Annotated in this window: 14 protein-coding genes; 6 read left to right on the forward strand and 8 right to left on the reverse strand. The window is 54.8% G+C overall.

Annotation, left to right across the window (positions count from 1 at the left end; all coding sequences use genetic code 11):
- Nucleotide 1: 1 nt before the first annotated feature.
- Complete coding sequence (locus ACOOGA_RS12060; RefSeq protein WP_417459754.1) at nucleotides 2-1,291, forward strand: DUF2336 domain-containing protein; 1,290 nt, start codon at nucleotides 2-4, stop codon at nucleotides 1,289-1,291.
- Between the two features lie 73 nt (nucleotides 1,292-1,364).
- Nucleotides 1,365-2,765, forward strand: coding sequence for a class II fumarate hydratase (locus tag ACOOGA_RS12065; protein WP_417459755.1), 1,401 nt, complete (start codon nucleotides 1,365-1,367; stop codon nucleotides 2,763-2,765).
- 6 nt (nucleotides 2,766-2,771) lie between these two features.
- Here ACOOGA_RS12065 and argB read toward each other — a convergent pair whose 3' ends face one another.
- From argB to ACOOGA_RS12085, 4 genes are all read right to left on the reverse strand, one after another.
- Entirely contained in the window at nucleotides 2,772-3,671 is a 900-nt protein-coding gene (gene argB, locus ACOOGA_RS12070; RefSeq protein WP_417459756.1) for an acetylglutamate kinase, read from the reverse strand.
- 49 nt (nucleotides 3,672-3,720) lie between these two features.
- On the reverse strand, nucleotides 3,721-4,437 hold the full coding sequence (locus ACOOGA_RS12075; protein ID WP_417459757.1) for a lysoplasmalogenase family protein: 717 nt from the start codon (nucleotides 4,435-4,437) through the stop codon (nucleotides 3,721-3,723).
- Nucleotides 4,438-4,532: 95 nt separating this feature from the next.
- A complete protein-coding gene (locus ACOOGA_RS12080; protein ID WP_417459758.1) occupies nucleotides 4,533-5,825 on the reverse strand; it encodes an MFS transporter in 1,293 nt (430 codons plus the stop codon).
- Nucleotides 5,826-5,834: 9 nt separating this feature from the next.
- Entirely contained in the window at nucleotides 5,835-6,467 is a 633-nt protein-coding gene (locus tag ACOOGA_RS12085; RefSeq protein ID WP_417459759.1) for a cation transporter, read from the reverse strand.
- A gap of 143 nt (nucleotides 6,468-6,610) precedes the next feature.
- On the opposite strand from ACOOGA_RS12085, the gene ACOOGA_RS12090 reads away from it, so the two are divergent.
- Nucleotides 6,611-7,654, forward strand: coding sequence for a succinylglutamate desuccinylase/aspartoacylase family protein (locus tag ACOOGA_RS12090; protein WP_417459760.1), 1,044 nt, complete (start codon nucleotides 6,611-6,613; stop codon nucleotides 7,652-7,654).
- Between the two features lie 125 nt (nucleotides 7,655-7,779).
- Nucleotides 7,780-8,787, forward strand: coding sequence for a ferrochelatase (gene hemH / locus ACOOGA_RS12095; RefSeq protein WP_417459761.1), 1,008 nt, complete (start codon nucleotides 7,780-7,782; stop codon nucleotides 8,785-8,787).
- Between the two features lie 6 nt (nucleotides 8,788-8,793).
- Here hemH and ACOOGA_RS12100 read toward each other — a convergent pair whose 3' ends face one another.
- The 4 genes from ACOOGA_RS12100 to ACOOGA_RS12115 form a co-directional block, all read right to left on the reverse strand.
- Nucleotides 8,794-9,243, reverse strand: a complete 450-nt coding sequence (locus ACOOGA_RS12100) for a copper chaperone PCu(A)C (protein WP_417459762.1) — start codon at nucleotides 9,241-9,243, stop codon at nucleotides 8,794-8,796.
- 90 nt (nucleotides 9,244-9,333) lie between these two features.
- Nucleotides 9,334-10,299: a prolyl aminopeptidase gene (pip, locus tag ACOOGA_RS12105; RefSeq protein WP_417459763.1), complete on the reverse strand. Its 966-nt coding sequence runs from the start codon at nucleotides 10,297-10,299 to the stop codon at nucleotides 9,334-9,336.
- 177 nt (nucleotides 10,300-10,476) lie between these two features.
- Nucleotides 10,477-11,292 (reverse strand): NTP transferase domain-containing protein, encoded by an 816-nt coding sequence (locus tag ACOOGA_RS12110; RefSeq protein WP_417459764.1) that lies wholly within the window; start codon nucleotides 11,290-11,292, stop codon nucleotides 10,477-10,479.
- A 36-nt stretch (nucleotides 11,293-11,328) separates the two neighbouring features.
- Nucleotides 11,329-12,735 carry an MmgE/PrpD family protein gene (locus ACOOGA_RS12115; protein ID WP_417459765.1) on the reverse strand — a complete coding sequence of 469 codons (1,407 nt, stop codon included), beginning with the start codon at nucleotides 12,733-12,735 and terminating at the stop codon, nucleotides 11,329-11,331.
- 138 nt (nucleotides 12,736-12,873) lie between these two features.
- Here ACOOGA_RS12115 and ACOOGA_RS12120 point away from each other — a divergent pair, with 138 nt between their 5' ends.
- Nucleotides 12,874-14,013, forward strand: coding sequence for an MlaE family lipid ABC transporter permease subunit (locus tag ACOOGA_RS12120; RefSeq protein ID WP_417459766.1), 1,140 nt, complete (start codon nucleotides 12,874-12,876; stop codon nucleotides 14,011-14,013).
- 3 nt (nucleotides 14,014-14,016) lie between these two features.
- A complete protein-coding gene (locus ACOOGA_RS12125; protein WP_417459767.1) occupies nucleotides 14,017-14,802 on the forward strand; it encodes an ABC transporter ATP-binding protein in 786 nt (261 codons plus the stop codon).
- Nucleotides 14,803-14,819 lie beyond the last annotated feature (17 nt).

Consider the following 14,819-nt stretch of genomic DNA (forward strand, 5'->3'; position numbering starts at 1 on the left):
TATGCTCGGGAAGCTCAAATCGCTTTTGGGGGGAGGCGGTAAAGCCAAGGATGGCGGCGGCAAAGGGTTGCCTGCAACGCTGACCAAAGAGCAAGAACAGCAAATCCTGCAGGGCGGCACGCAGGGTGAGCGGCAGGCTTTGGCGCTCCGGGAAGATGCCCGGCCCGAGGTATTGTATTATCTGGCGGAAGATGCCTCACCAGAGGTGCGCAAGGCCATCGCGCAAAACCCAGCCACACCAATACAAGCTGCAGAAAAACTCATCTCTGATGATGATGAGGAAGTGCGTCAGGAACTGGCCCGAAAAATTGGGCGACTGGTGCCTGGGTTGGCGCCGGGTGAACAAACAGCCTTGCGCGAAAAGGCAATCAAGGTGCTTGAAACACTGGCGGCTGACCAACTGCCAAAAGTGCGCGCCATTATAGCGGACGAGATCAAAAGCAGCGATCAGGTTCCCAAGGATCTGATCGATAGGTTGGCGCGGGATGTCGAAGCCATCGTGTGTGGCCCGATTCTGCAATATTCGCCTCTTTTGAACGATGATGATCTCAGGGAGATTATCGCGGCGGGCGTAAGCGAAGGCGCGCTTAAAGCGATCGCTGGTCGCTCGAACCTGCCGGCGGAGATATCGGACGAGGTTGCGGCTTCGCTCGATGTGCCCGCAATCGCGGCCTTGCTTGCAAATGCCAGTGCGCAGATCAGGGAAGATACCCTCGACCAGATTATCGACCACGCAACCTCGATTGAGGCGCTGCATGAGCCGCTTGCATTGCGGCCACAGCTTTCCATCCGCGCAATGAAGCGCATTGCCGGTTTTGTGGCGTCGGCGCTTGTGCATGCGATGATGGAGCAGGCCAAACTGCCTGAAGAGCAGGCCGAAGATTTGCTTGAGCGTGTGCGGGACCGTTTGAGCGAAGAGCGTGTGGGTGATGATGAGGAAGCCAAGTTGGCGGCGCGCGCGCTGGAATATTTCCAGAAGGGCATGCTGGACGATAAGTTTGTGCATGAACAGGTTGAAGCCAACCGGCGTGAGCTTTTGCTGCAGTGCCTGGCTGTAATGGCTGACATCCCTGCGGCGACGGTACGACAGATTATTCATTCCAAAAGCGGCCGGGCGGTCACGGCGTTAGCATGGAAGGCCAACCTTGGTATGCGCACCGCCTACGAGTTGCAAACCCGTTATGCGCTTGTGCCAACAGCGCAGCTACTGAGCGCAAAAGATGGCAACAAATACCCGATTGATGAGAACGAACTTGATTGGCACCTGAGCTATTTTGTTGAACAGGCCTAGTGCCATCCCAATATAGCGTGAAGAGTGTTATGCCTTTGCAGTGTGAAGGTCGTTCATTGACGGGAGCATTTCTGTGACAAAAACCCGGGCTGAAACAGATTCGATTGGGCAAATTGACGTTCCCGCGTCGCGGCTATGGGGCGCGCAAACACAGCGGTGCCTGCAGAACTTCCCGATCGGCACGGAACGCATGCCCACACCTTTTATCAGGGCACTGGCGCAGCAGAAAAAGGCTGCGGCACAGGCCAACAAGAAGTTGGGCTTGCTGGAGGGTAAGATTGCGGACGCGATTGTAGCGGCAGCGGACGAGATTGTGGCGGGCCGTCTTGACGACGAGTTTCCTCTCCCCGTTTGGCAAACCGGGTCCGGCACCCAAAGCAACATGAACGCCAATGAAGTGATCGCGAACCGTGCTGCGGAACTGCTCGGGGGGGCGCGCGGCGCCAAAGATGTCGTGCACCCAAATGATCATGTCAACATGGGGCAGTCATCCAACGACACGATCCCCACGGCCATGTTGATCGCAAGCGCTACCGGTGTTGCGTCAGGTTTCAAGCCTGCGCTTTTGAGGATGATTGACACTCTCACGGGCCTACGTGAGCGTTTTGGGCACATTATCAAGCTGGGGCGCACACACCTGCAGGACGCGACGCCCATTACATTTGGTCAGGTATTATCAGCTTATCAGGCGCAAATTGAAGCGCTTCTGACCGAGGCAGATAATGTGCTGCCAAGGCTGCTGGCGGTGCCGCAGGGCGGCACAGCCGTTGGCACTGGCATCAATTGCCATGAAGATTTCGCCGCTGTTTTTTGTGACTACCTGAGTGCTAATACAGGTATGGCGTTTAAGCCTTCCAGAAACAAGTTCTCTGGCATCAGTGCTCATGATGAGTTGGTCGCTCTGTCCGGTGTATTGAATGGTGCCGCCGTGGCGCTTATGAAAATAGCGAATGATATTCGCCTGATGGGATCCGGCCCGAGGGGCGGCATTGGTGAATTGATCCTGCCCAAAAACGAGCCCGGTTCGTCTATCATGGCGGGCAAGGTGAACCCCACACAGGCTGAGGCATTGACCATGGTGTGCGCGCAGGTGATGGGTAACCATACGACGGTCACCATCGCGGGCAGCCAAGGGCATTTTGAACTGAATGCGTTCAAACCGGTGATTATCTATAACGTGCTGCAGGCCTTGAACTTGCTTGCGAGCGCGGTTGCGAGTTTCACGGAGCGTTGCCTTGAAGGTCTGGTGCCGGATGAAGGTCGGGTGGAGGAGCTGCTCAAGGGTTCTTTGATGCTGGCAACGTCGCTGGTGCCACACATCGGCTATGACAAAACGGCGCAAATCGCCAAACTGGCCAATGATGAAAAATCGACGCTGAAAGCTGCGGCACTCAAGCTTGGGTTTGTGTCAGAAGAAGATTTTGAACGTTGGACCGACCCAAGCCAGATGGTTGGGCCGGACAAGCGGCAATAAGAGCGCCTATAGTCGGATAAGGGTACCCGCACCGCGCTCGGTAAAGATTTCCAACAGCATGGCGTGCATGACCCGACCGTCAAGAATAACCGCGCCCTTCACGCCAAGGTCAACAGCGCTCAGGCAGGTTTCCACCTTGGGCATCATGCCGCCTGTAATGGTACCATCTTCCACCAGCGCTTCGATGTCACTGCGGTCAAGCTCGGTCAGCAGTTCTTTTTCTTTGCTCAACACCCCCGGCACATCGGTGAGCAGGAAGAAGCGCCGTGCATGTAAAGCACCTGCGATACCGCCCGCCATTGTGTCCGCATTGATGTTGTATGTGTTGCCGTCTTCCCCTTGTGCGATGGGGGAGATAACCGGGATGATACCGTTTTCGATGCATTGCTCGACGATGCGCGGGTCAACCGTTGTCGGTTCGCCCACAAAACCAAAGTCGATGACCTTCTCAATGTTTGAATCCGGGTCACGCTTGGTACGCGCCATTTTGGTTGCAGTGACCATTGAGCTGTCTTTGCCAGATAGCCCAATAGCCCGTCCTCCCGCTTCGTTGATATCAGCAACAATGGATTTACCAATGGAGCCCAGGACCATCTCGGCAACCTCAACGGTGGCCTTGCAGGTCACACGAAGGCCGTCAACAAATTCGGTTTCGATGGAGAGACGTGACAGCATCTGACCGATTTGTGGGCCGCCGCCGTGAACAATCACGGGGTTGATGCCGACCTGTTTCAGCAGCACGATGTCTTGGGCGAACTGCTTTGCAAGAGCGGGGTCGCCCATGGCGTGCCCGCCGTACTTAATGACAAATGTTTCACCCGCATATTTGCGCATGTAAGGCAGGGCCTCGACAAGCGTTGCGGCTTTTTTCTGTAGTTTTCTTTTATCGTGGTCCACTTTAATCATGACCTTCTATCCTGAAACCGAATGACACCTTTTGGGCGGAAATGCCCGATTAGTCAAATCGGTACCCACCATAGCTGGCTGGCCGGTCATCGGTCAGCATCACACCCAAGGTCACCAGAAGTTGGCTGAGATAATAGCTAATCCAGACAAAATACCCAACATAAGCGGGTACATCCAGGAACTGGCGTGCGCCGAGCGCAGCGTCTGATGCCACAAAAAGAATGGCCCCAAACCCGACCAGTTTGGGCGGGAATTTGCTTAAGAGTGCCATTGTTGCCATCAATGTAAGGATGCCAGCGTAGGCGAACACATAGACCGTGAGGTCACCCAGTTTTTCATACATCGTGAAGCAGGCGATAAATGCCGTAGCCCACAACAGGGCGGCTGTGCGCAGGCGAGTATTGCTAACATCGCCGAGCCGCTGTCTGTTCGCACTATATAGGATGATAAAAATTGCATGGGCTGCGGCAAAAGCCATCAAGCCACGCAGGAAGGCCTGCTCATGGGGTAGAACCAGCAACACATCACCGGCGACAGAACCGATCAGCGCAAGCAAAAGCAAAAGATGGCTGAAAGTGCGCAGGTTGATGCCAACAAACAGGACGAGAAACCCAACAGCGCTCATCTTTACAAGCGCTTGCCAAAGGATGCCTTCCGGATACAGACCAGCACCATAGGCAATAGCACCTAGGAGCGACAGGACGATGAAGATCTGTCCAATCGCCTCAAGAACCGGGCGCTTGCGTCTACTGAAGATGCGGGTCACGAAAACTCCTTCTCTCGGTCACTATATGCAGCAGGGGAACTATGCCACAAGTCTTTGATTCAAATGTATCTATTTCAAGGCGCTCATGCACATATTTATTGCTGCATTCGCTTCATCAACAGCATGGCGACGGGTACGATGGCCAGGTTGGCAAAGGCAAACACCAACAGAATCTCGGAGGACGATAGCCCCAGCACAATAAGGATCGCCGCAATGATAGAACCACCAGCCATGAAACCGCTGTTGAAAATGTTGTTTGCCGCAATCATGCGGGACCGTTCGCTGCGCTTGCTGCGATCCTGTAGGATTGCATAGAAAGGCACGATTACCATGCCTGTCGCTATTGCCACAGCAATAATGAGCGCAAGAACGATCCAATTGGTTGGTGTTACCAGAAATTCGCCGATATTGATAATCTCATCCGGGGTCACACCATTTTCGCCGGGCAGAGAAAGGTATAACAAGAGGCTGGTGACAGTGAGTGTAAACAGTGCGGGTTTGGCCAGTTTGGCGGAAATTTCGCCTTTCAGGAGACGCGCGCACATCAAAGACCCGACACCGATGCCGATCGAGAAACAGGCGATGATGATGGTGACTACGGTTTCATCACCACCAAGCCTGTTTTTTACCACGTCAGGTATTTGCGTGAGATAGATAGAGCCATACAACCATATCCAGCTGATGCCAATAATAGCAGGGCGGGCAATTTCATGTCGCCACGCCGCTTTGACCTGCCGACCGGTTGCGGTGAAAATATTGAGGTTGAGTTTCAAGTCTGGCGCCGCTGCACCTGTGCTTGGCACCATGCTGCCTGAAATAGTACCAATAATGGCCAGAGTGATCATCAGTATGGCCATCTTGTCTGTGCCGCCGGGTTGCAGCACCAGAAGCCCGCCGATCAGCAAACCAAGGAGGATGGATACAAATGTGCCAGCCTCGATGAGACCGTTGGCGCTCAGAAGCTCGTCCTTGCTCGTCAATTCAGGCAGGATGCTATATTTGATGGGCCCGAAGAAGGTGCTTTGCAGCCCAAGGCCAGAGAGGACCGCGATCATCAGCGGCAGGCTTGAAAGCTGGAACGCAAGTGCGCCTACTAGCATCAATCCCACCTCCCAAAGCTTAATCCAGACGATTTGTTTCGATTTGTCAAATTTGTCTGCGAGTTGGCCAGCAAGGGCTGAGAACAGAAAATAGGGCAGGATGAAAAGCCCGATCGCCAGATTATTCAGAACCGCCGGCTGCATGGCTACCTGTTCCGCGATGCGGTAGGTGATCAGCATGATTAACGCCTGCCGGAACAGGTTGTCATTCATGGCTCCCAGAAACTGGGTAATGAAAATGGCAAGGAACCGACGGGTTCCAAGGAGCGAGAATTTTGTATGGCTCATGCGAAGCCCCTATTCTGCGGCAGCGTGATGCCTGAGATGGGCCAATTCCGCTCGGGCTTGTTTGATGATGGTGAAGGATCCGCTCAGGAAAATACTGGCCATAATGGCTGCGACAATAAGATCGGGCCAGCCGGTGCCGGTAGCCCAGACACCTGATGCCGCGATCATGACCATCACGTTACCGATGGCGTCGTTACGGCTGCATAACCATACGGAACGCACGTTTGCGTCTCCGTCCTTGAAGCGCATGAGCAGAAGCACACTCGCGATATTTGCGGCCAGAGCAGCGGCGCCAACAGAACCCATGATGAACGCCTGCGGCTCCTTGAGGTAGAGCACCGTGTATAGTGTTGAGCCCAGAACCCAAAGCCCCATTGCGCTGAGGCTGAGCCCTTTAAAAAGCGCAGCCTTTGCACGCAGGCTGGCGGCTTTTCCGATCACATAAAGTGAGAGCGCATAGGTGCATGTGTCGCCGAGAAAATCGAGAGCATCGGCCTTGAGCGCTTGGCTATCGCCGACAAAACCCATCGGCATTTCGACCAGAAACATGACAGCATTGATAAGAATAACCAGAATGAGAGCACGACGGTATCGTGGGTCCATGCCTTCAAATTTTACATTATGACAGCAATTGGCGCCCATAGGGAGCTCTCCTTCCCCTCTATTTGGCACTAGCTGGATTGTGCGCGCAACCCAATTTTCCGTGCAGTATCAGAATGATGATTGCAACACGGTGGTTTCGTCTGCGAATATGTGTACCAGATTGTGGAAAAGGAGATCGTTTGGTGGGGTTTGTCAGGAAAGCCTTGATCATGGTGCTGTGCGCGATAATGCCCCTTGGCAATGCTTTCGCAGACCACCCGGTTGAGAAAGCCGCACCGCCTCTCATTGATCGGCTGGATACGGCGTCACTGACACCTGGGCGACACCATTTCTATTTCCGTGCTGGAGCGAGGGGTACGGGTGTGCCTGTGCTGGTGCCGGTCATTGTGATGAAGGGTGAAAAACCAGGTAAGCAGCTTCTGCTTACAGCGGCGGTGCACGGTGATGAATTAAACGGTATTCGCGTCATTCACCGGTTGCTGGAAGAAATCCAACCCGTTGCCCTCTCGGGTACGATTGTTGCCGTTCCCGGCGTAAACCAACCGGGCATGGAGGCCCATAGCCGGTATTTTGGCCCACGTGGCGGTGACCCAAACCGCGCGTTCCCGGGTAACCAGAAACGCGGTGAGGCTGAGGCAGTTTATGTGCGCCATCTGTGGCAGGACCTGTTTCTGCCGGGTACGGATTTCGCCGTCGACCTGCATACCCAAACCACAGGCACAGCCTATCCGCTTTTTGTGTTTGCTGATTTTCGCAACAATACAGCGCGGAAGATGGCTTACGCCCTGTTGCCTGAAATGATCAAAAACGACAAGGGCGAGAAAGGCACGCTGGAAACCAGCCTGCTTGCAAAAGGCGTTCCCGCCGTTACCTATGAAATTGGTGCACCCAAGCGGTTTCAGGACCAGTTGATCGAGAAGGCGGTTATGGGGCTTGAGAATATGATGGTGACCAGCGGCCTTCTTGATGGAACACCCCTTAAGCCAAAAGCGTCCCCGGTTGTGGGTACGCATTATAGCAACGTTACGACGGAGGAGGGCGGGCTCGCTGTTGTTCACGTCTCGTTACGTGACCGGGTGGAAAAAGGGCAGTTGGTAGCGACGATCTATGACCCTTTTGGCACACCAATACGCTCCTATCACACGCCCCACGCTGGATGGGTGCTGGCTGTTGCAACGGACCCTGTGCGTGATGCCGGACAAATGCTTGTCCGGATATTGCAGTAATCCCAAAAGCTTCCAGTACGACATATGACCGCAGCGATTGCAGAAATCGCGTTTTTTTATGAGCTAAAGGCGCGTGGATGTCGTAGGAAAAAGCATGTCACACAACGGTTTTGGTTAAGAAGAAAATGAACGATCTGCATCCTTTGGTTAAAAACGGCAAGGTTGGTATCCTTCTACTCAGCCTTGGGACGCCAGACGCGCCAACCTATGGCGCCGTGCGTCGGTATCTGGCCGAGTTTTTGTCAGACCCGCGCGTGATCGAAACACCAAAACCCATATGGTTGCCCATTCTTTATGGCCCCATCCTGACATTCCGGCCAGCCAAGTCAGCAAAGGCGTACGCCAAGGTCTGGGACTATGAGCGTGACGAATCGCCTCTTCGTACCCACTCACGAGACCAGGCAGAGAAACTTCAGCAATTGATGGGCGACGCGGCGCATGTGGAATGGGCGTTCCGTTACGGCCAGCCCTCAATAAAACGGGGGCTGGAGGCCCTGAGGGAAAAGGGCTGTGACCGCATCCTCGCATTTGCGCTCTACCCGCAATATAGCGCAACCACAACGGCAACGGCCTACGATAAGGTCTTTGAAGTGTTGGGTGAGATGCGCTGGCAACCGGCGGTGCGAACCGTTCCCGCTTATGTGGACCATCCGTCCTTCTCGGAGGAGCTCGCTGCATCCGTGACAGCGTCACTTGAAACGCTTGACTGGCAGCCGGAGAAAATCCTCGCCTCCTATCACTCCATCCCCAAATCATATTGGGACAAAGGAGACCCATATCCGTGCCAGTGTTTTAAAACCAGCCGTCTGTTGCGGGAACGCCTTGGCAAAAGCGAAGATGAATTGATCACCAGCTTCCAGTCCCGTGTCGGGCCAACGGAATGGGTCAGCCCCTATACAGATAAAACTGTGGAGAAGCTCGCGAAAGATGGCCTCAAACGCTTGGCGGTTTTGGCGCCAGCTTTCAGCTCAGACTGTCTTGAGACGCTGGAAGAGATCAATATGGAGCTGCGCGAAACCTTCCTGGAGAATGGCGGCACGCACTTCCATTACATTCCCTGCCTGAACGCGACCGAGGGGGGCATGCGGGTGATTGACGCTGTTGCGTGCAGCGAGTTGCAGGGTTGGCTCTAACGAAGGTTATTCAAGCCCCATAAGGCCGGTGACTTCAACGATGACGGGCGTGGCCCCGGCATTCTCAAAATCAAGCGTGATGGTGAACACGTCGCCTTCGGCAAGTGGTTTCGTGAGCCCCATCAGCATGACGTGGTAACCGCCCGGTGCGAACTCTAGCGTTTCGCCGGGTGCAATGGGCAGAGTATCCATATGGTCCATCTGCATCACACCATCCACTTCACGGGACTGATGTATCATAGCCATGTTGGCGATGTCTGTTGAGACGCCGTTCAGGAATTCCATATCGTGTGCATCGTTGGTGATGGTGAGATAGACGGCAGCGGATACCGTACGGCTGGTCTTGCGTGCCCAGGCTTTCTCAATGCTCAGGCCGTGGCCTTCTTCGCCGTGTGCGAACACAGGAGTTGCACCAAGCGTAAAACAAAACATGATCACAGCCAAAATAATCTTCATGGTCACTTCCTCATTAAACGAACGCAGGCAGCCTTAGCGGTTTTCCGGCATGTCGGCAAGTGACAGATTGGCGCATGATGAACGAGTTTGTCAGACCGCGTCTGTTGCGCATATGAGCTCGTGCTGGATAGCAGGCTCAAAAGCTGAGTGCCCTGCAACGGGTACAATCTTCAATGTGGCCCACGGCATCGCCCGTGCAAGTTCCCAAGCGCTGGTTGGGGGGCATATGGCGTCGTAGCGGCCCTGAATGATAGTGACGGGGATATCCTTGAGCTTGGGCGTGTCGCGCAGGATGTGGTTGTCACTGTCGAGGAAACACTGGTTGAGGAAATAATGCGCCTCAATGCGTGCGAAGGCGAGTGCAAACACCGGGTCAACCGAATGGGCGCGCTGCTCGTCGTCCGGTACAAGCGTTACTGTGCTACCCTCCCAAAGGCTCCATTCCTTGGCGAAGCTGAGCCGCTCGCGTTCAAATTCCGGCTCGGTCAGGCGCTTGTAGTAGGCTCCGATGAGATCATCTTGCTCATCCGCTGGTACCATAGTTGAGAAACGGTGCCAGGCCTCAGGGAACAAAGAGCGGGTCCCATCCTTGTAGAACCAGTCCAGCTCTTTTTGCCGCGAAAGGAAGATGCCGCGCAGGATGATCTGTCGTGTACGGTCTGGATGGGTTTGTGCATAAAGAAGCGACAGTGTGCTGCCCCATGATCCACCAAACAGGACCCATGTTTTTACCCGCAGGTGTGTCCGGATAGCTTCCATATCCGCAATCAGGTTCCACGTGGTGTTATTTTCAAGCGACGCATGAGGGCGGCTTTTGCCGCAACCGCGCTGATCAAACAGAATGATGCGATATTTGCTTGGATTGAAGAAACGGCGCTGGATAGGGCTTGTGCCACCACCCGGGCCGCCATGCACAAACAGTACCGGTATGCCGTGCGGATTGCCCGACTGTTCTACATAAATCTCATGCCCGTCAGCCACGGGAATGCGTTCACTCGTATAAGGCTCGATTGAGGGATAGAGTGAACGAAAAGTGGTGGTGCTGTCTGCTCGCAACGTGCTGTCCTTCAGGTTCTTCTTGAAACCAGAATAGGCAGCAAGAGTTAAGAAAACAAGAATTGCGTGCGGAAGGCTGGCTGGAAAATTGACGGTTTATATGGGCTGGTGGCACATGGCTGCCATTCACTCAGAAGCCACCATACCGTATGAGGTGGCTTCTTATGAGGGGAAGTCCTATTCAGCCGCAGCTGCGTGGCGAGACTGCAATATCCGCTCAGTCAGTGCAAAGTCACCGGGGTTGTCTACGTCAATCGGCGCATCGGCAAACGGCATGCGAATGACCTGCACCTTCAACTTCCAGCGACGGCTGAGCATGCCTGCTAACTGGTCGATAGTGGCAAGCTTAAACTTGTAGAGCATCATAAACATCAACCCAAATGCCTTCATGATGCGCTGTGGCTTTTTGCCAAACTGGCCGCCGCCTTCAAACACTTTGGCAGCTATCACGGCCTTGTTGCTGGTCAGAGCGTATAGATTACAGCTGGACCAGCCGCCATCCTTGAGGTTGTGAAAAGCGCGTTTGCCGTCCGGGTATGTCGCCAAAATCACGTCAGCAGGGGTCATGCCTACTGCTGCGTCTGCACCACCAGTTTTCAGTTCGCCGCAGAAATGGTCAATCATCTCGGATGTGTGCAATGCATTGTCGCCTGTGGTGATGATCACCGGCCAAGGATCGTCAATAGTGGCGATCCCTTTTTCAACTGACAGATAGAGGTTGTCGGCACTTTGCACATAATGGATTTCACTGCGGTCCAGCATTGCTTCAAGCGCAGGGACGGAGCGCAATAGTTCTTCGCTCTCGATCGAGACATAAATCTTGCCAACGGATTTAGCGGCCAGAACTTCGCGTACGACACGCTCGAGCATGACAACCCCATCAAGGGTTACCAGACACTTGTGGCTGACACCTTGAATTTTTGCCACCGTATCTTCAGCCCCGCGCCGACTTGCAGCCAGCACAAGGGCGGTCACCAGTTTACCTTTTGCCATCTTCTTATCCTTTGCCCTTCTGCGGGGTATAATAATTCACTTCTGCCGTGTAAGCAAAGCCGTGAGATTTCGAACACTTTGTTCGCTCTCAAGCGACAACAGGGCGCCTTTAACCATATCCGCGCGCGTTTTGTCCATCCTGCCAGTGACACACCCGTCAAATTTCTCAAGAAGCTGCGCTTCTGAAAGCGGTGCGACGGATGACCCGACAGGCATAGCGACGCTGGTTTGAACGGTTGTACCGTCCTTGAGCGTGACATGAACTTCTGTTGGGAAATCGCTCTCCAGCTTCTCGACATATTCCTTCTTAACAAGCGGAAGCAGGGCCGACACTTCAGGTCTGCCAATAGCTTCAGGCTCATAGTCGTTGAGTGTTGCATTGCCGCTGAGAAGGCCAACAGCCAGGCCATATTCCAGGCTGAATTTGGCCTCCATCGGGTTAGTTGGGCGCTCATACATCAGGTTGCGCAGGTGGGCGGCTGGTGCCCGTACAAAAATCTCGGCCACGTTTTCAGGGCTTAGCCCGTGAGCTTCACGAAGTGCCAACAAGCCATCAAGCGCACGGTGCACGCTTCCGCAGTTGGGGAAGCGTTTTACTTTGAGGCCGTATTTTTCAATATGCAGGGGGGTGCCGATGTCTTCTGTCGCGAACCTGACTTTCTGGCCATGCTCATCCTTGTCCGCCATGATCGCACGAAGCTCTTCAACGTCTTGGCCAACCATCAGGGTGCCCATGCCGTTTTGCCCGTGCAAGGTCTCGGACCCCGCAGTGATCCCGGCTTCGGCGAACAAGGCGGCTTGCACCGCGCCCGAGGCCGCGAGGCCCGCATGCAGTGGTTTCGTCATGGTGCCAAACTGGCTCATGAACCCACCCGCAAGGCTGGTTGAAAGTGAAATGGCGTGGGCGGTTTTCTCTGTGTTCAAGCCTAGAAGGCGTGCGCATCCTGCCGCAGTACCAACCGCGCCAACAGTTGCCGTTGCGTGCCAGCCGCGGCTGCGGTGATAGGGGTTCACCCCTTGCCCAACGCGACCAATGATTTGCAGGCCGACGATATAAGCATCGATCAGGTCTTCGCCTGAGAGGTCTCTCTCGTCGGCGAGTGCGAGAAGGGCAGGCGCCAGAACAGCCGTGGCGTGTGCTTTGGCGGGGTCAAAATTGTCATCAAAATCGAGCGCATGTGCTTCCGTGCCGCCAACGAGCGCCGCCATGGGGGCGGGCAATCCGCCTTCAAAACCTATGACATGGCAATCGCCACGTCCCCAGCTGTGCGCCAGATTATACACCGTTTCGCTGACAGGCTCTGCGGCACCGGGCACCATTACGGCGATCACATCAATAAAGGCGTCGCGCGCACGTATGCGGGCAAGTGCCGACCAGTTGTCGTCTACATTCGCCGCCCAAGCTGCGAAAGCGTGCAAAGGGTTGGTAGGGTCGATCTTCATTTGTCCGCTGCCCTTTATAGGGTTGTTTGTTGGCCCGTTTTAGGCAAGGTTTGTTATAGTTAATTCGCGATGTTAGATAAAGTCTTACGGACCCCTATGTGCAAATTGAGGCGCCGATAATCAAGGGCTGCGACTGCCGTGACACAGAAACTTTATGAAAGCGCCTTTGTGAGCGTCGAGGCGGGCACGCCTTCAGCCATGGTTCGGCTGTTGGGTGACTGGACGATTGAGAACGCAGAAGCCATAGATGGCGCTATGCCGAAGACGGTGACAGCATGCGGCGACGGGGCAGTTATCGACTGTTCTGGCATTACTCATCTGGACACCACCGGCGCCGTGCTGATCAGGCGCTATGCCGCGAGCATTGAGCAGTCTGGCGCAGCGCTTCTAACCGGTGTGTTGGCTGACCATAAAACATTGCTGGAAGTCATATCGTCTCGCCCTCCGCCGGCGCCTACCCTGCCAGACAGTGTTGCCTGGTATTTGCAGCCGCTATTGCAGCTTGGGGACGCAACAATTATGGGTTTGCGCTCCAGCGGTCGTCTTCTCAGCTTTATGGGGCTTATCCTGATCAGGCTTTTTGGTGCGGTGATGGACCCTGCGCGGCTGCGCCTTGTGCCAACCGTGCACCAGATGGAAATTGTGGGCCTGCGTTCAATGGGGATTGTGGGCTTGATCGCATTTCTGATCGGTGCGGTCATGGTGAACCAGGGGGCCATTCAGCTTGCCAAATTCGGGGCCGATATCTTTGTTATTGATATGCTGGGTATTGGGCACTTGCGCGAGCTTGGTATCCTGCTCACCGCCATCATCGTCGCTGGGCGGTCCGGCAGTGCGTTTACCGCAGAGATAGGCTCCATGGTGCTGCATGAAGAAGTGGATGCCATGCGCACGCTTGGCATGAACCCGATTGACGTGCTTGTGCTGCCGCGCCTTCTGGCTCTTGTCATCTGCCTACCTCTTCTCGGGTTTTATGCAGATGTGGTGGGGATAGCGGGAGGTGCTTTGATGGCGTGGATACAGCTTGATATCACACCGGCCAATTTCCTTGTCTACTTCCGTGAGGTTATCGCGATCGAACACTATTGGGTGGGTATTATCAAGGCACCGTTTTTTGCTGCGATCATCGCAACTGCGGGCTGTTATAACGGCCTGCGGGTTGAAGGCAGCGCAGATTCTCTTGGCACGCGCACAACGCGGGCCGTGGTGCAGTCTATCTTCATGGTGATTGCGCTTGATGCGCTTTTCGCCATTTTCTTCACCAGTGTAGGGCTTTAGGGCATGGAAAACGATCAGGCGACAAACGATATCGCGATCCGGGTCCGCGGCCTGAAAACCGCTTTTGGGACGCATGTGGTGCATGACGGGCTTGATCTGGATGTCAGGCAAGGTGAAATCCTTGGGGTTGTTGGCGGATCGGGCACCGGCAAATCTGTCCTGTTGCGAGCTATTGTGGGACTATTAAACCCAGCGGAAGGGACGATCGAGATCGCCGGGCGTAACCGGGCAGAACTCAGCGATGAAGAAGACAGGCTTTCCCGCCGCGAATGGGGTGTTTTGTTTCAGGACGGCGCGCTTTTTACCTCGCTTACGGTTGCACAGAATGTGCAGGTGCCGCTGCGGGAACATTTCCACATGTCGCAGGATCTGATGGATGATCTGGCGCTGAGCAAAATAAGCATGGCGGGGCTGCCGTTTGACGCAGCAGCCAAGTTTCCTTCGGGTCTTTCCGGCGGCATGCGGAAGCGGGCGGCGCTTGCACGATCTCTCGCGCTCGACCCAAGTATCTTGTTTCTGGACGAACCAACAGCGGGGCTCGACCCGATCAGCGCATCTGCGTTTGATGCACTGGTGCGCGAATTGAGCCGCTCCCTCGGCCTCACGGTCTTTCTGGTGACGCACGATCTCGACACGCTCGCCCGTGTGTGCGACCGTGTGGCTGTGCTGGGGGACAAGAAGATTCTGGTGAATGCGCCTCTACGTGAGGTACGTAATTTTGATCACCCTTGGGTGAAAGAGTATTTTGGTGGCCCGCGTGCGCGTGCTGCAGGAATTGATGAAAGCTAGGCAGGGGCGCTTCAGGC

This window comes from Kordiimonas sp., assembly GCF_965216265.1.
GTDB lineage: Bacteria > Pseudomonadota > Alphaproteobacteria > Sphingomonadales > Kordiimonadaceae > Kordiimonas.

Coding starts and splice junctions, on each gene's coding strand:
- ACOOGA_RS12060 (WP_417459754.1), top strand. CDS start 2: ATGCTCGGGAAGCTCAAATCGCTTTTGGGGGGAGGCGGTAAAGCCAAG.
- ACOOGA_RS12100 (WP_417459762.1), bottom strand. CDS start 9,243: ATGAAGATTATTTTGGCTGTGATCATGTTTTGTTTTACGCTTGGTGCA.
- ACOOGA_RS12080 (WP_417459758.1), bottom strand. CDS start 5,825: ATGAGCCATACAAAATTCTCGCTCCTTGGAACCCGTCGGTTCCTTGCC.
- ACOOGA_RS12085 (WP_417459759.1), bottom strand. CDS start 6,467: ATGGGCGCCAATTGCTGTCATAATGTAAAATTTGAAGGCATGGACCCA.
- ACOOGA_RS12125 (WP_417459767.1), top strand. CDS start 14,017: ATGGAAAACGATCAGGCGACAAACGATATCGCGATCCGGGTCCGCGGC.
- hemH (WP_417459761.1), top strand. CDS start 7,780: ATGAACGATCTGCATCCTTTGGTTAAAAACGGCAAGGTTGGTATCCTT.
- argB (WP_417459756.1), bottom strand. CDS start 3,671: ATGATTAAAGTGGACCACGATAAAAGAAAACTACAGAAAAAAGCCGCA.
- ACOOGA_RS12110 (WP_417459764.1), bottom strand. CDS start 11,292: ATGGCAAAAGGTAAACTGGTGACCGCCCTTGTGCTGGCTGCAAGTCGG.
- ACOOGA_RS12115 (WP_417459765.1), bottom strand. CDS start 12,735: ATGAAGATCGACCCTACCAACCCTTTGCACGCTTTCGCAGCTTGGGCG.